Annotated in this window: 19 protein-coding genes; 7 read left to right on the top strand and 12 right to left on the bottom strand. The window is 47.0% G+C overall.

Annotation, left to right across the window (positions count from 1 at the left end):
* Nucleotides 1-42: 42 nt before the first annotated feature.
* Nucleotides 43-423: a DUF423 domain-containing protein gene (locus tag KJS65_RS14840; RefSeq protein ID WP_213650460.1), complete on the bottom strand. Its 381-nt coding sequence runs from the start codon at nt 421-423 to the stop codon at nt 43-45.
* 190 nt (nt 424-613) lie between these two features.
* On the opposite strand from KJS65_RS14840, the gene KJS65_RS14845 reads away from it, so the two are divergent.
* The 3 genes from KJS65_RS14845 to KJS65_RS14855 all read left to right on the top strand — a co-directional run bounded on the left by KJS65_RS14845 (nt 614) and on the right by KJS65_RS14855 (nt 2,906).
* Entirely contained in the window at nt 614-997 is a 384-nt protein-coding gene (locus KJS65_RS14845; RefSeq protein WP_213650461.1) for a hypothetical protein, read from the top strand.
* Nucleotides 998-999: 2 nt separating this feature from the next.
* A complete protein-coding gene (locus KJS65_RS14850) occupies nt 1,000-1,851 on the top strand; it encodes a DegV family protein (protein ID WP_213650462.1) in 852 nt (283 codons plus the stop codon).
* A gap of 203 nt (nt 1,852-2,054) precedes the next feature.
* On the top strand, nt 2,055-2,906 hold the full coding sequence (locus tag KJS65_RS14855) for a DegV family protein (RefSeq protein ID WP_213650463.1): 852 nt from the start codon (nt 2,055-2,057) through the stop codon (nt 2,904-2,906).
* Between the two features lie 98 nt (nt 2,907-3,004).
* Here KJS65_RS14855 and KJS65_RS14860 read toward each other — a convergent pair whose 3' ends face one another.
* The 5 genes from KJS65_RS14860 to KJS65_RS14880 all read right to left on the bottom strand — a co-directional run bounded on the left by KJS65_RS14860 (nt 3,005) and on the right by KJS65_RS14880 (nt 9,637).
* Nucleotides 3,005-4,159: a phosphodiester glycosidase family protein gene (locus tag KJS65_RS14860; protein WP_213650464.1), complete on the bottom strand. Its 1,155-nt coding sequence runs from the start codon at nt 4,157-4,159 to the stop codon at nt 3,005-3,007.
* A gap of 102 nt (nt 4,160-4,261) precedes the next feature.
* Nucleotides 4,262-4,846 carry an undecaprenyl-diphosphatase gene (locus KJS65_RS14865; RefSeq protein ID WP_213650465.1) on the bottom strand — a complete coding sequence of 195 codons (585 nt, stop codon included), beginning with the start codon at nt 4,844-4,846 and terminating at the stop codon, nt 4,262-4,264.
* Nucleotides 4,847-5,020: 174 nt separating this feature from the next.
* Nucleotides 5,021-6,148: a family 10 glycosylhydrolase gene (locus tag KJS65_RS14870; protein WP_213650466.1), complete on the bottom strand. Its 1,128-nt coding sequence runs from the start codon at nt 6,146-6,148 to the stop codon at nt 5,021-5,023.
* 110 nt (nt 6,149-6,258) lie between these two features.
* Nucleotides 6,259-8,031 carry a sensor histidine kinase gene (locus tag KJS65_RS14875; protein WP_244864527.1) on the bottom strand — a complete coding sequence of 591 codons (1,773 nt, stop codon included), beginning with the start codon at nt 8,029-8,031 and terminating at the stop codon, nt 6,259-6,261.
* A 22-nt stretch (nt 8,032-8,053) separates the two neighbouring features.
* On the bottom strand, nt 8,054-9,637 hold the full coding sequence (locus tag KJS65_RS14880; protein ID WP_213650467.1) for a response regulator: 1,584 nt from the start codon (nt 9,635-9,637) through the stop codon (nt 8,054-8,056).
* Nucleotides 9,638-9,842: 205 nt separating this feature from the next.
* Between KJS65_RS14880 and KJS65_RS14885 the strand changes: the two genes are divergently transcribed.
* From KJS65_RS14885 to KJS65_RS14895, 3 genes are all read left to right on the top strand, one after another.
* On the top strand, nt 9,843-10,796 hold the full coding sequence (locus KJS65_RS14885; protein ID WP_244864528.1) for an ABC transporter permease: 954 nt from the start codon (nt 9,843-9,845) through the stop codon (nt 10,794-10,796).
* 47 nt (nt 10,797-10,843) lie between these two features.
* Nucleotides 10,844-11,737, top strand: coding sequence for a carbohydrate ABC transporter permease (locus KJS65_RS14890; protein ID WP_213650468.1), 894 nt, complete (start codon nt 10,844-10,846; stop codon nt 11,735-11,737).
* A gap of 74 nt (nt 11,738-11,811) precedes the next feature.
* Nucleotides 11,812-13,458, top strand: a complete 1,647-nt coding sequence (locus tag KJS65_RS14895) for an extracellular solute-binding protein (RefSeq protein ID WP_306432975.1) — start codon at nt 11,812-11,814, stop codon at nt 13,456-13,458.
* Nucleotides 13,459-13,538: 80 nt separating this feature from the next.
* On the opposite strand, the gene pdaA is transcribed toward KJS65_RS14895, so the two are convergent.
* The 5 genes from pdaA to KJS65_RS14920 form a co-directional block, all read right to left on the bottom strand.
* Nucleotides 13,539-14,312 (bottom strand): delta-lactam-biosynthetic de-N-acetylase, encoded by a 774-nt coding sequence (gene pdaA, locus KJS65_RS14900; protein ID WP_213650470.1) that lies wholly within the window; start codon nt 14,310-14,312, stop codon nt 13,539-13,541.
* A gap of 142 nt (nt 14,313-14,454) precedes the next feature.
* The gene (locus tag KJS65_RS14905; RefSeq protein ID WP_213650471.1) at nt 14,455-14,865 is read right to left on the bottom strand and encodes a response regulator; all 411 of its coding nucleotides are present in this window, start codon (nt 14,863-14,865) and stop codon (nt 14,455-14,457) included.
* Between the two features lie 110 nt (nt 14,866-14,975).
* The gene (locus KJS65_RS14910) at nt 14,976-15,653 is read right to left on the bottom strand and encodes a Na-translocating system protein MpsC family protein (RefSeq protein WP_213650472.1); all 678 of its coding nucleotides are present in this window, start codon (nt 15,651-15,653) and stop codon (nt 14,976-14,978) included.
* A gap of 172 nt (nt 15,654-15,825) precedes the next feature.
* Nucleotides 15,826-16,914, bottom strand: a complete 1,089-nt coding sequence (locus KJS65_RS14915; RefSeq protein WP_213650473.1) for a DUF4349 domain-containing protein — start codon at nt 16,912-16,914, stop codon at nt 15,826-15,828.
* A 126-nt stretch (nt 16,915-17,040) separates the two neighbouring features.
* On the bottom strand, nt 17,041-17,793 hold the full coding sequence (locus tag KJS65_RS14920) for an SDR family NAD(P)-dependent oxidoreductase (protein WP_213650474.1): 753 nt from the start codon (nt 17,791-17,793) through the stop codon (nt 17,041-17,043).
* A gap of 309 nt (nt 17,794-18,102) precedes the next feature.
* Here KJS65_RS14920 and KJS65_RS14925 point away from each other — a divergent pair, with 309 nt between their 5' ends.
* Nucleotides 18,103-18,756: a TetR/AcrR family transcriptional regulator gene (locus tag KJS65_RS14925; protein ID WP_213650475.1), complete on the top strand. Its 654-nt coding sequence runs from the start codon at nt 18,103-18,105 to the stop codon at nt 18,754-18,756.
* A gap of 91 nt (nt 18,757-18,847) precedes the next feature.
* Here the strand turns inward: KJS65_RS14925 and fba are convergent, their stop codons facing one another.
* Nucleotides 18,848-19,714 carry a class II fructose-1,6-bisphosphate aldolase gene (gene fba / locus KJS65_RS14930; protein ID WP_213650476.1) on the bottom strand — a complete coding sequence of 289 codons (867 nt, stop codon included), beginning with the start codon at nt 19,712-19,714 and terminating at the stop codon, nt 18,848-18,850.
* Between the last annotated feature and the right edge of the window lie 28 nt (nt 19,715-19,742).

Below are 19,742 nucleotides of genomic sequence, written 5' to 3' on the forward strand. Positions count from 1 at the left end.
CCTTGTCGTCCGAGAAAAGGACAGGCAAGGGCTTTTTAATGATTACTTTTTCTTTTTTGAAATGGCTTCAGCCATCAGGCAAATCCAGCCGATTATGAAAGCCACGCCGCCAAACGGGGTAATAATACCTAAAGGCTTGATTCCTGTAATGGCCAATAGATACAAGCTGCCAGAGAACAAAATAATACCGGCGAACAAGAGCCAGCCAGCCCAAGCCAGTTTCCTCGAATCTCCCCAGAATCCGGCAGCGATGGCAACGAATATGATTCCGAGTGCATGCACCATATGGTACTGAACTCCGGTTTCATACACCTTCATCGATGACTCGCCTATAATCGGCTCTAGTAAATGGGCTCCAAAAGCACCGATCACCACGGAAAGCATGGCCATCAATGAACCAATAATCATAAATTTACGCTGCAAGACTTATCACTCCTATCCTGTCATCTCGTTTGTCTATTCTGTCATTCATATTACCCTATACAGTATATCATTTTCCACTGTGAACGCTCTGTGAACGCTTTATGAAGCATCCATTCAGCTTGATTTTTGATTCATAATATGGAAGAGTAATAACCATACATATTTCATTTTGGTAAGGAGAGACATAACCATGGAATCACAACAGCCTCCCCAGCATTCGCCGCAGATTAAACGACATTCCGGCCCCGGGATTGCTTCATTTATTATCAGTCTCGTATCGATGCTGGCTTATATCATTAGCGTGGGTGCGATGGGAGCCATATTTTCTTCCAGTCTGAATGGAGAAGGCCTTTCATGGTCGGATAGCTCCACGACTGGCGTCACGATTATTACCATCATTCTGATCGGATTGTTCGCCGCCAATATTATTGGCATTGTCCTGGGAATTATAGGCACAGTGCTCCGAAACCGTAAAAAAATCTTCGCGATCCTTGGACTAGCTCTGAATACGGTAATTATTTTAAGCTTTGGTCTGATGTTTGTCATTCTGATGCTTAGAGCTGGAAGGGGATAGATATGTCCAAGGTTAAAGTTTTTGCCGACAGCACCTGCGATCTGCCCCGGGAATGGCTTCGGGATTATGATATTGGACTTATACCTCTATATGTAACCTTTGGCGATAAGACCTACAAGGATGGATTGGATATCACAACTCCGCAGCTATATGCTGAGGTGGACAAAACAGGCAGCCTGCCGAAGACTGCCGCACCTTCTCCAGCGGACTTTATACAGGCCTTTTCCCCTTCTATAGAAGAAGGCCGGGATATCGTATACATCAGCCTGTCGTCGGAGCTTTCCTCCACATATCAGAATGCGGTGATTGCCGCGGAAGAATTTCCGAAAGGAAAAATAACGGTAATCGATTCACTGAACTTATCCACGGGTATTGGACTTCAGGTCATGAAAGCCGTCAAGGCAGCAGAGCAAGGAATGTCTCCACAGGAAATCGCTGCTTTGATTGAGCATATCAAGCCGCTTGTTGAAACGGAATTCGTCATTGACTCCCTGGACTATTTGTATAAGGGTGGACGCTGCTCAGGAATGCAAAATCTGGTCGGCAGCCTGCTCAAAATCCGCCCGGTCATTAAAGTGATCGACGGCAAAATGACTCCGGCCTATAAGGTCCGCGGCAAAAGGGAAAAGGCACTGGAGCAAATGCTGAGCAATGCCTTGGAAAAGCGGGATCACATGGACAATGATCTTATCTTTGTGACCCATTCCCTCGCTGAAGAGGATGCCCGAAAGCTGAAACACATTCTAGAAGAAAAGACCCGTGCCCGCGAGGTGGCCGTCTCGGATGCCGGCTGCGTCATCTCCTCCCACTGCGGAGCAAAAACAATCGGTATATTGTATGTAAAAAAGGAATAGCTCGGCGAAAAAAACATATGACTATGTCAGCCTGCATGAAGACTCGTACACCTTGTACGATAGACATATGCGGGCTGTTTTTCTTTTATAAGTGCCACTTCCGTTTTCCCGCTTGTCAGAAAATTAATTATCCATTAAAGTAATATCCAATCAGAACGAATACATTCTGACCTAAAAGCAACATACGTTTAAGGGAGATGTTCATGCCAAATCTTAAAGTTTTCACGGACAGCACCAGCGATCTGCCGAAGCAATGGGTCGACCGGTATGAGATCGGAATCATTCCGCTGTATGTCGTGTTTGGGGACGAGCAGTTGCGAGACGGAGTAGATATCACAACGGCCGAGCTGTATGAACGAGTAGCCCAAAACGGAAGCCTGCCTAAGACTGCTGCCCCTTCTCCCGCGGATTTTATGGCTGCATTTGAGCCACATATCCTGCAGGGAGATTCAATTTTGTACATCAGCTTGTCCTCTGAGCTATCCGCTACCTACCAGAATGCGTTGATTGCTGCAGCTGAATATCCGGATGCTTCAATCCGTGTCGTCGATTCCCGCAACCTGTCCAGCGCTATAGGCCTGCTTGTCATGAAAGCAGTTCATGCTGCCAGTGAAGGCAAGGGCTTAGATTCGATTGTCAGCATGCTGGAGACCGTTCGTCCACAGGTTGAAACGGAGTTTGTTATCGACACGCTCGAATACCTTTATAAAGGCGGACGCTGTTCCGGCGTACAGAATTTGCTGGGAAGTCTATTAAATATCCGCCCGGTCATCAAGGTTATTGACGGAAAAATGATACCTGCCTACAAAGTACGAGGCAAAAAAGAGAAAGCAATGAATCAGATGCTTCAGAATGCCCTCGAGAAAAATGACCTGATGGATAATGATCTGATCATTGTCGTCCATTCCTTTGCTGAGGATGAAGCCAAATATCTGCAAAAGCTGCTTCAGGAAAATACCAATGCGAGTGAAGTGGCAATTTCAACCGCAGGCTGCGTTATATCCAGTCACTGTGGTCCCAAAACCATCGGCATCATGTACTGCAAGAAAGCATAAAGCTATTATTAATTCTTTCTGATCCGAAGACTCTTTAGCAGAGCTCGACATATATGCGTATAAAAACAAAGGACAGCCATATCGGCTGTCCTTTGCTTCTATTTCTTCTTACCCGGATCGATATCCTTTGGATTCAAACCCGCCCAGACATTGGGAATATTCGCTTCTTCCGGATTTTCAAATACAAGAAACGCCGTTGGCAGATAACGCTCCCCATATTCGGAGGAAGGCTTATTGAGGATTTCATTGTTCTTCACAAGCACCGTAGATGATCCACCGTCGAGATTGGCAGCAATGACGGCACCATGCTTCAGCATGATTTGCTGAACGTCATACAGATTCGCCCCGATACTATAAGTTGGCTGGCGGCCGTCGATCACGACGAACAGAATAGCACCATCCGCCCGCTGTCCCATGGCCGTCCGCGGCGCAATGCCCCAGCCCTCGCTGGCATTCTTGATCAAGCCTTTGCCGTTAACGATAATACGCGGCTGAAACGTAACAGCCTCTTTAACTCCCATATTGTTCAAATCATTCAGGGAATAGTGGCCGGCAATCATTTTACCGGTCTTATCAATCCCGACAACCTGAGTCGATGAGTTATTGCCCAGACCGTTGTAATACAGCTTCCCTTGGGAAATGACAATGCCAATGGGCTTAAAGCCGTTACCTTTCCAGTTCGGATCGGCAAAACCGCCTCCGTTGACTCCGGCAATGGCTCCGGTTCGCTTTACCATGCTGGAGACCTTTTCGCCCTTGCCGCGGGCCTGAGGCACGCCAAGGCGTATTTTCGTCGGATCATTCACAGTCATTACATATCCATGATAGCCTTTGCCCGAAATCTCCTCCACTTCAACGAGCTGCTTCTTCGTTTCGGAAGTTTCAGAAGAAGTTTGCGTCGGAGCCGGAATCTGGATCTGATGGGTATCCTTTTCCTCACCCATGGATTCAAACCGTTTATTGTACTCTGCGACCCTGCGGTCGAGCTCGGCTTGCCCGATGATATATTTAGCCAAATAACGATGCTGAGTCGTTATCAATGTATCCGCTGCTAGAAAACGGTATTGGTTGCCGGACGGTGTCAGAAAAAACCAGCCTGCCCCTATCATTCCAACAATAAGCATGGTCCAGATCAGCCGTGAAAAGAACCATCCAAAGCCCTTTTTACGTTTTTTACGCTTCTTATTTTTAACGGGTTGAGTACTTTTTTGCTGCCTTACCGTGGATCTCTTTGGCAGTGATGCTTGCTCCATCGTATAATTTCCCCCATAGCGATGCTTTTGTAGAATAGACGCATTTCAGGAAATAAATGTTTCAAAATTCTCGTAAAAAAGCCAAAATAGGCCATTTTTGGTCTATGACTTGCGCCAGATGCGGAATTCCACGCTCTCATATATATTGATGGCACCAGACAGCATTTTCCGCGGCCATGCAAGCTTCGTGAACAGCTGATAAACTACCACGGACGACAAAATACCGAGAATAGCGCCGCTCAGAACATCGGTTGGATAGTGGACTCCGTTCCAAATCCGTGAAAAGGCAATCAAAGCCGCAAGCAGCATCCAGAGCACTCCATCCTTTTTACGGAACAGAAAAATCGAGAACGCAATCACAAAGGAACCAATCGAGTGGTCACTCGGAAACGAAGCGTTGGCCGCATGCTCAATCATCTGGTGGACCTGATGGGCAACAAAAGGACGATCCCGATAGAACAGATGGCTGAGAATAGTTCCAATCACAAAGGCAAGACAAGCGGAGGCCAGAGCCTGCACAACCATCTTCCGGTTCTCCCTCTTCCGGGTAAACCAATACACAATAACGGCCAAGTAAAATAAATATTCCGCGTCCTTGGACAAGAATCGCATGATCACGTCGATGGCCGGATGATTGCCCGCTGCGTTATTGATCCAGCTAAACAACGAGTAATCCCATGAAAACAAAGAAATAATAATCTTCTCCTCTCCTGCAGTAAATGCTCATACAATCAATATTTCTACCAAAAAGACGATGGTATGATGTCCAGTATAATAGATTTTCGCTGCCGCATTCAAATCCAGCTCTTGTACAGCAAAAAAAACGCCCGCCCCATAAGGGCGGACGGCTTCATGCTTCTTCTACCAGTTTGCGCGGATATTGATTTTCTTCATCTCGTTATCCGTCCATTTTCCATAAACGAAAAATGCGAGATTCGAGATGTCAGGGAAATTCGAGCGGATTCCCTGCTGGACGTTATGATACTGCGCATCGGTCCAGTCTGTGTCCAAAGCTGCAATGATTTCGGCGCTGCCAATTTTCTGCCGGGTCTGGCTCAATATGCCATCGCCATCATATACCCAGCTTTGAGGGAATTCCCAATCATCAAAATAAGCCATCGGTGAGATGAAGTCCATATAAGGCATGAATTTCGCAACATCCTGTCCGCATTCCACAAACTCAGGCGGTAAAATGTAGGCTCCGAAAAAAAGTCCCGGTGTAATACCATTCAAATCACTTCTCACATCGCGAACATATTCTCCGAGCTTAGTCGTTCTCCATTCATTCCATTCCTTACGCTTTGCATTATCTGTATTAAAATTAATCGTGATGGGGTCATAGCCGTATATGTTCTTGTACTGCGTTCTGGTATAGTTTCCCATATCCATGTTGTAATCATCGAAGCGGATCCAGTCGAGCACAATCCCGTCGACATCATAGTTTGTGGCAACTTCCTTTAAGATGGAACGCTCATATGCCTGAACATCCGGATGGAGCGGATTCACGAAGTATTCACTGCCATTGGATCCTGTAAAAGGCTTTACTTTACCATTGACAAGAGAACGCATTTGCCAATCACTATTCTTGTCAAAGGCTGCTCTATCATGGAACTGCGGAATCCAGGCCCGTACTTGAATGTTCTGTTTATGCGCCTCGGTGATGACATCCTTGACCGCGTCAAAATTGGAGTATCCGGAAGCGATCGGAGCGATTTTGCTCTTATAAAATACATAACCTGACGGGACTTCATCATCCTCATCCTGTTTCACGCTCAGATTGATGACAGAGATGCTGCGCTTGGCAGCATTGTTTACAAAGCTGACGACTTCATTATGGTTCTTAAAATTAGCGACCGTCCGCACGATAATTTCAGACACGAAAGGACCGCTCTGCGCCGACGTTGTCTGGGCCGGAACGGATAGCATAAAGCTCATCAGCAGCGCGGGCAAAGCCAATAAGAGCGCCCGCTTTCTCTTATGTTTAATCATTGTTCATCCACCTCTCAAATGGGATTCGTTTTGGTTTTGTAGGAAGCCTGACCAAGGTGTCTTTTGATCCTCCTCTCGCAGCCGTTACTGGAAAGCTTCAAAAGCTCTCCTCATCCCTCCGTCCGGCCGATGTCTTTAGATTCTGTATGATGAAAATAGGGGATGGTCAATTGAACCGTTGTCCCGATTCCAAGCCGGCTGTAGAGCATAACACCGTAAGAATCGCCAAACTGCAGCTTAATCCGCTGATCGACATTGCGGATGCCGTAGCCCATCTTAATACCGCTTGGTGAGAAAATCTGCCGGATGGTTTCCGCATTCATGCCGATACCGTCATCAATAATTTTGAACTGGATTGCCCGGTCTCCGGCCTCAGCCGTGATGCGGATATGGATGTTATCACCGTAAAAAGCATGCTCCAGAATATTCTCCACAAAGGGCTGCAGAATCAGCTTTACGGTATCGAAGCCAAGCACCTTCTCGTCGATGTCGATGTTGAAGGTAAGCCGGTCCTCATACTTGATTTTTTGAATTTCAATATAAGTTTGTACCTGCTGCAGCTCCTTCTCGACCGGAATCATCATCCGGCCTTCATTCAGCGTCAGCCGATAGAATTTTGCGAGCCCGCTGACCATCGAGCGGATTTTGCTGATTTCTCCGAACTGGGCCAGCCGATTAATGGAAGAAAACGAATTGTATAAAAAATGCGGGTTGATCTGTGCCTGAAGAATTTCCAGCTCCGCCTCTTTTTTCTGCAAATTGGATAAGTACACTTCCTGGATCAAACGATTCATGTTCTCACCCATGTCATTAAGCGCCAGTGCAATTTGGTTGAATTCATCCTGTCCCCCGTAGCGGAGTCGCTTATGCAAATCTCCCTCTTGAAACGAACGAAGCACGGAGACGATCTTGACAACCCGTCTGGAAAAATATCTGGAGAGCAGCCAGCCTGCCGCGGAAAATAGAATAATCATGATGATACATACGATGATCGTGACGCTTTTGACTTTCTGGATATCCTGCTCCATCACCCGGTTAGGGATATTGGCAGCAAGCGTCCAGTTCAGGCCCTCAATCGGTACCTTAATCTGCAGATAGTCCTTGCGTTCCAGCAGAGGAATTTGCTCCTGCCGCATGCTTTTATCCGCCGAAGAAAGATAGATAATGTCCTGCTTGTCATTTGCTATGTACAGAGTACTTCCGTTTCGGAACTTATCTTCATTCACACTTTCCAGCAGATCAGCAATCTTTACGGTGATACGCACAAATCCGAAAGGCTTGGGTGAGGTTGGCTCATAGGTGTCCATCAATCTGCGGAGCAGAGAAATGTTCCCGTACCTGTCATCTTCCTCAATCTGGCGCCACTTCATGGTCACCCCATACCGTTCCTGCGGTAGATCTTTAAACCAGGCTTTGTCCACAATGCGTTTTTGATGGAAAAGCTCGTAGAATCTTCCTTTACTTAGCGGGTCGATGCCTTCATAGGAGTAATAGACTTCCGGAATGGTATCATTTTGAATAAACACAGACAGCGCGATATTGCGGTTTGTCGCGTGAATCGTATTTTGCAGGGTTGGCATCAGATAGCTTTGCAGTGTGTCGAAGCTGTACCAGCCGTCATCATAACGTCTCAGGGAATCTGCCAACGTTCGGTCATAATACAGCAAATCCGTTAAACGCTGAATATCCTCCACCTTGTAATGAATATTGTCCTGAATCTGCTGAAGCGTACCGCGGATGTTGGCCTTTGTTTGTTTTCGGATGGATTCTACGGAGGTGTTATAGGCGAATATGCCTACAAAGGCTACCGGTACAATCAGCAGAGCAATGTATGAGATCATCAGCTTATAGCCGAATGACAGAAATCGTTTCTTCCGCATCATGGGAAATCCTGCTCTCTTTCTTTCAGCACTGCTTGCGGTATTCGCCAGGCGTCATGCCGTATTTGTCCTTAAACTGCCGGCTGAAATAAGTCAGATTCTTGTAGCCCACACGCCCAGCAACCTCAAATATTTTAAAATGAGGATCACGAAGCAGTTCGCAGGCTTTCTCCATCCGCCTCTCTACGACATAATCACTGAAGTTGATCCCTGTTCCTTGCTTGAACAGAACTCCAAGATGATTCGGGGAAAAAGAAAATAGGTTGCTCACATCCCTGAGCGCAATATTCTGAGCAAGATGCTCCTCCACATATGCACAGACCGATTCTAGCAGTTTGTTGTTCTTCTTTTGCTTCTTCACATGCAGCATTTCAGAGATTTCGAATGCTCTCCGGCGCAGCCAGGACTGAATATCATCCATCGTTTCGAATTTGAACAAAATGTCCAGGTTTTCCATCCGCATGCCGAGCATCTGGAACAAGTTCTCATTGAGCCCTGCCAGATAGGCATCCAGTCTGGATATTATTTGGATAGCGAAGTTATACACGGTGGATTTGGACTTCATCCGGCGGATCAAGGTGAAAACATGCTCAAGTTCATCATGTATCTGTACAAGCCTGTAATTCGACATTTCAGCGAAAAGAGCATCAAGACGCATTTCCAGACTTTGCATCTCCTCGAAACTGCCCGACTCAAGCTCAGCAAACGGAATCAGCCTACTCTTGCCTGCCAGCATCTTATAATCCAGCGCCTGCTTAGCCTGATGATAGGACGCCTGAATAGAATCGAGCGAAGCTGCTGTGCTGCTCAGCCCTACTGTGATCGTGACTGGAAAACGGACTTCGATGTATTCAATTAATCCGCTCAGCATCTTCTCGCATGCAGTGAGATGCTCGGCCTGCAGTACAAGGGCAAATTCACGGCTGGATAGCTTGCACAGCGATCGAACCCGGTGCTCGGTGCTATAATCCAAAATCGTTTGATAGAGTCGATGGATGATCTGCTTCGCTTCGATCTCGCTGAAAGCGTTCAGTTTCCAGGCCACATCATCGATTTCAATGACGGCTATCCGGTGCGGCATGAAGGGACTGATTCCACATTGTTCAAGCAGCAGATCATCTGAGTGCGTACTCTCACTGCCATGCTGTCCGTCCAGCAGTCCAAGCAGCAGATCATTCTTCAGTGTAGGCAGTGTTTTATAGTAATCGGATTTCAGCCTCGACTGCTGCTCCTCAAGGTCAAGCTGGCATTTCACCTTCTGGAGGACCTCGATCATCTCATCATCCTCTACGGGCTTCAGGACATAGCTCTGCACATTCAGCTCCATCGCCTGCTTGGCATAATGAAAATCTTCATATCCGCTCACAAATATGATTTTCAGCTGCGGGAGCAGCTGCAGCGCTTCACGGGAAAGCTCCAAACCTGACATGATCGGCATCCGGATATCTGTGATCAGAATATCAATCGGATGCTGCCTGATATAATCCAGCGCGGCGAAGCCGCTGCTTACTACCGCCGCCACATTCATCTGAAGCTCCTTCCACGGAATAAACCGCTCCATCCCTCTTAAATCCAGTACTTCATCATCTGCCAGCAATACGTTATACATGCATGCTATTCCTCCCGGGTCACCCGCAAGTTCAATGCTACCGCGTTCTATTGAACCCATCATATAACATTTCATTTTTAACATGTTGAAAACGCTGCAACTTCATTGCAGAAGTCTATAAATCGTTGTTCAAGTCAGTATTTTTGCAGGGAAGGCTCCTATACCATAAATTTCAGCAGAGTAAATTTGCAAAGGAAGTGCTCACATGAAAAAACGCACCACAACCGCTTCGCTTGCGGGGGCCGATCACAAATCATTCTGGTTCAGGTTCTCCAGGCAACTGGACCTCCAGTTGATGGTCATCCCGGCTATGGCTCTTATCCTGATTTTCTCGTATCTGCCGATGTACGGGGTGCTGATGGCTTTTCAAGATTACGATATCTTCCAGGGTTTTCTGCATAGTCCCTGGGTGGGACTCAAACATTTCAAAATGTTTTTCGAAGCCCCTGAATTCTGGACTGTGATGCGCAATACGTTTGTGATCAGCGCGTTGAGGCTGCTCATCGGTTTTCCGGCACCGATACTGCTCGCGCTCATTTTAAACGAGATTAGCCATCTGCGCTTCAAACGGATTATTCAGACTGTCAGCTACCTGCCTCACTTCCTGTCATGGGTCATCGTGTCCGGATTTGTGGCCTCCATGCTCGCGACTGATAACGGAAGCATTAACATGCTGCTGCAAAAGCTCCATCTGGTGAATGAACCGGTCAACTTCCTCTCCATACCTGAGTATTTCTGGGCCATATTGATCGGAACAGGCATCTGGAAGGAGATTGGATTCTCCGCCATCGTATATCTGGCTGCCATTGCCGGCATTAATCCGGAAATTTACGAGGCAGCATCCATTGACGGCGCAAGCCGCTTGAAGAAAATGTGGTACATTACCCTGCCCGGCATTACCGGCGTCATCACAATCTTCATGATTCTCGCGGTTGGCGATATCTTAAGCGCAGGCTTTGAGGACATTCTGCTGCTCGCCAAAAACCCTGTGCTGCAGGATGTATCCGATGTGATCGATACCTACGTATACCGCGTTGGTATCCGGAACTCACTCTTCTCCTATGCAGCCGCCGTCGGATTGTTCAAATCAGTGATCAGCGTCGTTCTGCTGACGGCTGCCAATATGATGGCCCGCAAGCTGGGACGAAGTCTGTGGTAGTACCCAGCAAAGGCAACTACATTTTTTGAAATGCAGGTGATATCGACATGAAAATCAGCTTCTCCGACCGCATCTTTCTCGGTCTGATCTATGCATCACTTTTACTTATGGCCTTAGCCATGCTGTATCCCTTCTGGAATTCTATCGTTATCTCTTTGAATGTTGGCTCGGATACGACCCGAGGCGGGATCACCTTCTGGCCCAGACAGTTCACGCTTGAGAACTACAATGTTGTGTTTCAGGATAAGCGGTTAATGACAGGCTTCCTTATTTCTGTCCTGAGAACAGTGATCGGTACGATTCTGTCCATCGTGTGCACGGCAGTCTTCGCCTATGGCATGTCCAAAAAGCAGCTCATGGGACGGAAATGGTATATGATCCTGTGCATCATCACCATGTATTTTAGCGGTGGGTTGATTCCCACCTTTCTGATTAATCGCGAGCTGGGCCTGATGGATAATTTCTGGGTAATGATTGTACCCAATATTATCAGCGTATGGAACATGGTCATTTTCCGTACTTTTTTTCTGGAGCTGCCGGAAGGACTTGAGGAATCTGCGAAAATCGACGGCTGCGGCCACTGGGGCATCTTTTTCAAAATCGTCGTCCCGATTTCAGGTCCGGTCATCGCCACCCTCTCCCTGTTTTCTGCTGTCTGGCACTGGAATGACTGGTTTACGGCCAGCATTTACATCACGACGGAGCATCTGCTTCCGATCCAAACGCTGCTCCAGCAAATCTTAAGCTCCAACATTATGTCCGAGCAGATGATGCAGACCAACGCTGCAGCACGCAGCCACATGTCCCAGCTTCAAAGCGTCACTACCAAATCGCTTACCATGTCAACCATGCTGGTAGCGACGATACCGATTCTGCTGGTTTATCCATTTTTACAAAAATATTTTACCAAGGGCGTCATGATCGGTTCCATTAAAGAATGAAGCCGGATATGATCGATGTAAAAGTCTTCTGAAAGGCTTGTACATATAAACAACAATCATATGGGGGTATGAAGATGTCAGCCAAAAAAACGTCTACCCTGCTGCTAGTCTGTATGCTGGGGATAAGTATGATGCTTGCAGCATGCAGCGGAAGCAGCGGCACTGACGCAACAAAGCCTGAAGGAAAGGACACTGCTCAAGCAGACCCATCCAAACCTTTTGTGCTTGGAGAAACGCCGCTAACCTTTTCCTTTTACGGCAATTACGACTGGTATACCATGAATCCGTGGGGCCAGGACCCGGCAACCAAATGGATACAGGATAATAAGAAGGTGACCGTCCAAGCGATCCAATCCGGTGGCGCCGCCCTGCAGAAATTCAATACGATGATTGCCTCCGGCCAACTGCCCGATGTCATATGGGGGGACCGTGGAACGGATGTGGAGAAACTCAGAAAGGCAGGCAAGCTCGTCGAGCTGGATCCGTATCTTGAGAAATATCCCAACCTGAAAAAATGGGCAGGCGAAAAAACACTTAACATGCTCCGCTCCGAGGATGGAAAACTGTATCAGTTTCCGAACTGGTATACAAAGAATCCGATGGGCAACGGCGGTTATGCCATAAACAATAAGATCTACAAGGAGCTCGGATCACCGAAGCTTGAAACCTTTGATGACCTGTACGCCTACCTGAGGCTGGTGAAAGAAAAATATCCAGAGGTGGTTCCATTCGAGGTTGGCCTGCAGGGACAAGGTATCGACTTCCTATATGCAGGCATGGCGGAAGACCGGAATGTCGGTCAGGTCTCCCTTCGCGTAGTTCCAGCTGGAAATGAGCTAAAATCTCTGTTCAGTGATCCGATCTACACGGAGTCGATGATTTTCGCCAACAAATTGTTCCGGGAAAAGCTGATCACCCAGGATGCCATCACACAAACCCGCGACCAGGTGAAGGAAAAGGTGAATAACGGCCGCGTAGCGATTTATGGGGATTTCGATACCACTGTTCTGGGCACGGAAGCCAACAGCATGCTGCGGGCCAAGGACCCTGAAGGCGGGTACACCATGATTTGGCCGCTTCATAAAGACGGCGTCGATCCGAAAAAGGTGTGGGTTAACGAATTCGACTCTCTCGGCTGGAACGTCAGTGCCATTACAACATCAGCCAAGAATCCCGAAGGCATATTCGCTTATCTTGACTGGCTGACGGGCGAAGAAGGGGAGCGCGTTATTTTCTGGGGTCCTGAAGGTATGTATTGGCAGGGTACCAACGATAAAGGTGCACCGGTCTACACGGATAAATACAAAAACGAAGTTGAAGAGCGTTCCAAGCTCATGGCTATCTGGGATACTTTCCAATGGGCGGGTAATACGGCGTTTATTGACGGGTCCAAAGCCGAAAATGAAATGAACCTGCCTGAGGACAAACGTGACTGGGCCACTGTCTCGCAAATCGGCATCGCTTGGAAAACCTCCTTTGATGCGACGGAGTTTGGCAATATCCAGCCCCTTCCGGATTCGGATGAAGGTATGATCCTGCAGCGCGTATCCGATATCGCCGATAAGGTGCGGGCAAAAGCTTTGTTTGCCAAAGATGAGCAGGAAGTTGTCTCCCTGCTTGACAAGGCTGAGCAGGATGCCCAAAAAGCAGGGTATGAAAAACTGCTGAAATTCGAAACAGCTAGATGGCAGGAAAATCTCAAGAAGATCAATGGCAATTAACCCTTACTTCCACTACAAAAGAGAGGCATCCCCTATCCTGGGAATGCCTCCTTTTATATTCCAGCTCCACCCGCTGATCTTTAGTAGGTTTTCACTTTCAACGTATCCAGGCTTTTAAATTCATAACCCTGCTGCCTGGCTCCGTCGATAATGCGCCCAAGTGCTTCCGTATTGTCCCTGGAGATCGAATGCAGCAGGATGACAGCTCCCGGATGAAGCTGAGCCATAACCTGTCTGTAAGCATAGTCCGCACCCTTCTGGTCATTCACGTCCCAATCTTTGTAGGCTACCGACCAGAATACGCTGACATAGCCTTCAGAGCGGCTCAGGGCAAGCGTACGGTCATTGAAAATCCCGCGCGGTGGACGTACGAATGCCATGGCCTGCTGCCGGGTTGTATCCGTCACAGCCTGCTTAACCTTCTCCAGCTCTTCCTTCAGCTGCATGTTGGAGATTTGCGTCATATCAGGATGAGACCAGGAATGGTTGCCGATGAGATGGCCTTCCGTCACCATTCTTGTCACAAGCTCGGGCTTATCCTTGACATAATGACCGGTGAGAAAGAAAATAGCCGGAACCTTCTTCTCCTTCAACACGTCCAGAATCTTGGGTGTAAACCCATTCTCATACCCGTTGTCAAATGTCAGGAACAGTTCCTTCCGGGCAGTGTCCCCCAAAAAAATAGCATCGTTTTTCTGCAGAACGCTCTTAAAGCCCTCCTCGTTAATGGAAGGAAGCTGTCCGTTTTTGCTTTTTTTGAAGCCGAAATGGTAAGGACCGTCCGCAGACGCCGTTTGCTGGAAACCGCAGCACAGGAGCAGAACCGCAGCCAATACGATTACAAAGCGCTTCATGTGGATATTCACCCCTCCATCAATGAATTGTCTGAATTCACAAACTAGAGGTAATATGCCACAGCGCAGGCAAAGTTATGTGTATTTTTCATGCCCCTCATCCACAATGTTCTATTTCTATTGTTATATGAATGTCTGAGGATCATTCTTCCAGACTCACAGCTGCTTCTGTCTCCAAGATCAGTTCTCTGACTCTGCCGAGAAATAATTTCAAATCAATCGGCTTGGTAATGTATTCCGCAAAGCCGGCTTTAAGACCTCGGGCAATATCTGAATCCATCGCATAAGAGCTGACAGCCATGATTGGAATATGGCGGGTATCCTTCTTGTTTTTAAAATAATTCAAAGCCTCATATCCATCCATTCCCGGAAGCTGTATGTCCATAATGATCAAATCCGGCTTTTCCTCTTCCACGAGTTCGAATGCTTGTTCAGCTGAGTCTGCTTTTAATAATTGAATTTGGGGGTATTTTTTGAATATATGATGCATAAGAGCCATGTTGATCGGATTGTCCTCGACGCATAATATGATGTAATGATCTCTTCTCATCATTCTCCTCCTCCCCACAAAAAAAAGCCAAAGAAAGAGCTGACAGCTCTTCCTTTGGCTTATGTCCAGCTCATGTATAACTACATGTCTGATTCATTCCTGCCAATCAAAACCTAATCATGAAATAAACACACAATCACGCTTTTATCACGTTCAAAATCCCAGTCCACATAGAGCTCCGACAGCTTACGGCCTACGGCTGTGCTGATCGCAGCTTCCTCTTCAAAATATCTTTTCTCCAGCTTCCGTTTCGTGGTGCGAAGCACCTCGTCGTACCCTAGATGAATCATTTCCTTTTCAATCAAAATCAGAAGACCTTCCCGAATCACAACCAAACTCTTGGGATTAACCCACCACGAGTAGACCATTTCCGGCCGTTTCTGCACGATACCGGTCACCCGGTTGATTTGATTATGTACTTCGTCTCTTCCATTGTATACTTCCGATGTATGCGAATGATCTGCAAAAAGCCCAACGATGATTCCGGACGCGTCATGCAGTCCCCAATCATAGTAAAGATCGTCCAGTTTAATATCCATTTCACGCTCAAGGTATCCGGTCAGCTCAGGAAGTAAAGACTGCATCATCAGCTCCCGCGTGTAACGGAAGACCTGCTCTTCCTTCTGATTTAGAAGAAATTGTTCCACAGGGCCGATAAAATTCCGCAGATGCATCGTAATACACTGCTTGTTTACAGACACATATATCGACTCAGGGCCTTTTCCAAATCTGTCACGGAGAAGCTTGGCGGTGTAAGAAGCAATCTGGTTGGTATGATCTGTAGTATACATAACGAATCTCTCCTTCTTATAATAGTGCAATAAAGTTGTTAAAGCAATTAATTTCGAAGGATCACCACTTATATAGCATGCTCCGTCTCTAGACGTATATACCCAAAAAATAACCGCACACAATCATATTGTGTACGGTTATTTCGATATTATATATAATAAGACCCTATTATCACTGCTCATCCTTTGGTTCTTCGCTTATACTTGTTTCACCATTAGGTTCTGCCTTTGAACCAGCATTCAGTTCCCTTCGTCTTTTGGCCGCTTCCTCCTGGTTGCGATGTCTCGATCTTCTCACCAGCCAAAGAACAAACAATACGATTGCAGCAATAATCAGAATAGGCAGAGATCCCGAGAGGATAACAACGATCCACTGAATGACCAGAGTGATGACATCTATACTTCCCTGAAAAGCAGTAGAAGCTCGTTTGCCAAGAGATGCCTGAATTTCCTCCTCCTTTTGTTTTTCAGGTTCCTTAACCTCTTCAAAGATACGGATTTCTACGGTTGAATAGGATACATTCTGGTTGATATAGCGCATCCGGCCCTTGATTTGTTCGATTTCGGATTGTATGCGCTCAAGTTCATTTGCAAAGGACACAAGGTCATTGGTCTTGGTTGCTTTTTTCATGAAGGCGACATACTGTTCCTCCATGATCTGTTTGGCCTTGAGTCTGGACTCCAGATCAACATATTCTTCGCTTACATCCTGACCCTCAATATTCCGCTGAAGATTCTCATGTTTGATTTTCTCAAGGCTGTTTAAGAAAGGAGAAAAGCCGGTAGCAGGCACCTTGATGACAAACGTCCCGCCTTTTTCACTGGTTGACTGGGTTTCGCTGAAATTGACGATATATCCGCCGGACAGCGTAACCATATTTCGGATCTCCGACTGCGCTTTTCCGTAATCCAGAATCTCCATCACAATATTGGCCTTGTACATCAGCTTCTTATTCAGCCCGCTGGACAGGTCCTGGGAATTAAATCCCGCTGTCCCTTCCATAGTCTGTGCTGATGAATCAGGAAGCTTGGGATCTGGACTGGCAGGCGCTTCTTGCTTGCTTGCGCTATCCTTACTTGCAGCTTCATTTTTACTTTGAGAGTCTCCTCCATCTGCTTTACTGGCCGCTTGGTCCAACATGGAAGTCTCTACAGCCTTCGCTTCAGTTCCGCTGCTCTTGTCCTGTGAAGCGGATGAGCAGCCGCTAGCCAGCATGACAATAAACATTAACCCTGCAATCCATGACCCCCACTTTTTCATAAATAGCCCCCCTGAATACTTGTGGTTTTCTCTTATATTTACTAACGAGTCCAGTATTTGGAAGGTTGCAGGGGCATAAAAAAAGCTCCCCGGGAACATCCCGAAGAGCTTTGCTTGTTAAAGAGATTATCTTGCAGACACGCCGCCGTCGATGGCAAGCTCAGCGCCCGTGATAAAGGAAGATTCATCGGAAGCCAGGAATAATACGCCTTGCGCGATGTTTTCCGGTTTACCCAAACGTGGGAGCGGAGTGTTGGAGATAAACCATTTGGTCATGTTGTCGTCAGCGAGCAGGTCTTTTGTCATTGGAGTTTCGATATATCCAGGGTGAATTGAGTTGCAGCGGATATTGTCCTTACCGTAATCAATCGCTACGGCTTTCGTTAACATGCGAACCGCGCCTTTACTTGCTGTGTAAGGGCCTGCGCCGTTGCTGCCTGTCAGGCCAGCGATCGAAGAAATATTGATGATAGAGCCGCCGCCGTTCTTCTGCATGACAGGGATCACATGCTTCAGTCCGAAGAATCCGCCAGTCAGGTTGATTGCCATGACTTTGTCCCAATCCTGGGCAGTTGTATCTACGAGCTTCTTAGCCAGAGAAATACCGGCATTATTGACGAGAACGTCAATTTTTCCCCATTTTTTCACGGTTTCGTCAACGATATGCTGCCACTCTTCTTCGGAGGTAACGTTATGACGGAATCCGATGGCTTCGCCACCGTTTTTGTTGATTTCCTCAACAACCTCGTTAACCTTGTCTTCCTGAATGTCGGTTACAACGACCTTTGCTCCTTCTTGAGCCAAAATCATAGCGTCCGCTTTACCCATTCCGCCTGCTGCGCCTGTAACGATTGCTACTTTGCCTGATACTCTACCCATTATCAAAAACTCCCTTCAATGATTAGAAATATTGGTTAGGTTTACCTGTCTATACCGAAATATTTGTACAAATTTTAAGGATCCGGGTACAATATTCCGGAGTCGTGATATAATGACTATCATTACGATATCGATTATATCACCACATCAAAACAATAGCAATGACATAACTCGGAGCAAAACAGGGGATAATTTACAATTTATTGACTTTCAAAAATCCGTCTGATAGCATTCTACAAATCGAGCGCTACGTCAGGCACTGTATTATAATAAGTAAGAATTCATTCCAAAAGGTCGTGAACGTATATTATGGATCCAAAGAGCAGATGGGAACAGGAGCGTCAGGAAGCCAAGCAGCAGCGGGAGATCAGCATTATTGAAGCGGCTGAGCGTGTTTTTGTCAAAAAAGGCTTGGATAAAGCTACCATGCGTGACATTGCCGCCGAAGATAATGTAGGGATTGCCACGGTCTTCAGATACTTTCCCAAAAAAGATCGAATTGTGGTCGCTGTAGCATCAAGGATCATCGACATGGAGGCCGAAGCCTTTAAGTCCATATCTGAACAGTCCGAAATAGGTATCAAAAAAATTGAGATGCTCTTTGATCACTTTATTGCAGATACCTCCTCAGCATATCTTAACCGCAACAAACTGATCGAAGCATTTGAAAGCTATGCCGCCCAGCAGGCTGAGCCGCTCGATGGTATAGAGGATTACCATGAGGCTACCCGCAAGGTATACCGCATCTTTAAAAAGATCATTCAAAACTGTATCGATGACGGTTCTATCCGTTCCGATATTCCAGTACACGAGACACTGGCCACCTTGGTGAATGCTTTGGGCATTTTCTCCAAAAAGCTGTCTCTTCAGAGCAATATTGTCATGTTTGAGGCTGACCCGGATATGATCGTACAGCTTACGATTGTAAAAAATATTTTTTTAGAATACCTGAAGCCGCATTAATTTGGTGTGAAATGGAAAAAGCCTGTCTCGCCCTGATATCGAATCAGGATGAGACAGGCTTTTCTTAAAAAACCCACGCGTATTTTGCTGATTAACGGAAGTCGCTTGCGCGTCCGGCACAACCACAAAGCTGCATTTTTTCCATAGCAGCTTTTTTCAGCGCCTCTTTTGCCGGCACCATATATTTACGTGGATCATTTTCCTCCGGATTTTCAGCAAAGACGGCTTTGATGGCATCCGAGAAAATGATGCGCAGCTCGGTTGCCACATTCATTTTGGCCATCCCCAGCGATACAGCGCGCTTCACCTGCTCCTCAGGGATACCAGAGCCGCCATGCAGAACGAGAGGAACACTCACCACATCTGCGATGCGTTTAATACGGTCAAAATCAATGTTCGGCGTACCTTTATAAATGCCATGCGCCGTTCCGATCGCAGGAGCAAGCGTATGAACGCCTGTACGTTCCACAAACTCTGCACATTCAGCCGGATCAGCGAGCAGGGCGTCTCTTTCGTCCACGACGATATCATCCTCTACGCCGCCAACTTTGCCAAGCTCAGCTTCTACGTTGATACCAATCGCATTCGCGGCTTCCACAACCTTTTGCGTGATGGCTACATTCTCTTCAAACGGTGAATGGGAAGCATCAATCATGACGGAAGTATAGCCGGCACGGATACAGCTCATGATCACAGCAAAATCGGAGCAGTGGTCAAGATGCAGCGCGATGGGCACACTGGCACGATTGGACGCTACGGTTGCTGCGGCAGCGATATAGTCCGCTCCCAGATGCTTAACCGTACCTACCGTGGATTGAATGATCAGCGGAGACTGAGCTTCCTCTGCCGCTTCCACCACAGCCTGCAGCATTTCGAGGGTATGCACGTTGAACGCGCCGATTGCATATTTATTTTGTCTTGCGGTTTGCAATAAAGAAGTAGAAGAAACGAGTGCCATGTTAATTTCCCCTTCATGTTTGAATTCG

Source organism: Paenibacillus sp. J23TS9 (assembly GCF_018403225.1).
Lineage (GTDB): Bacteria > Bacillota > Bacilli > Paenibacillales > Paenibacillaceae > Paenibacillus_AQ.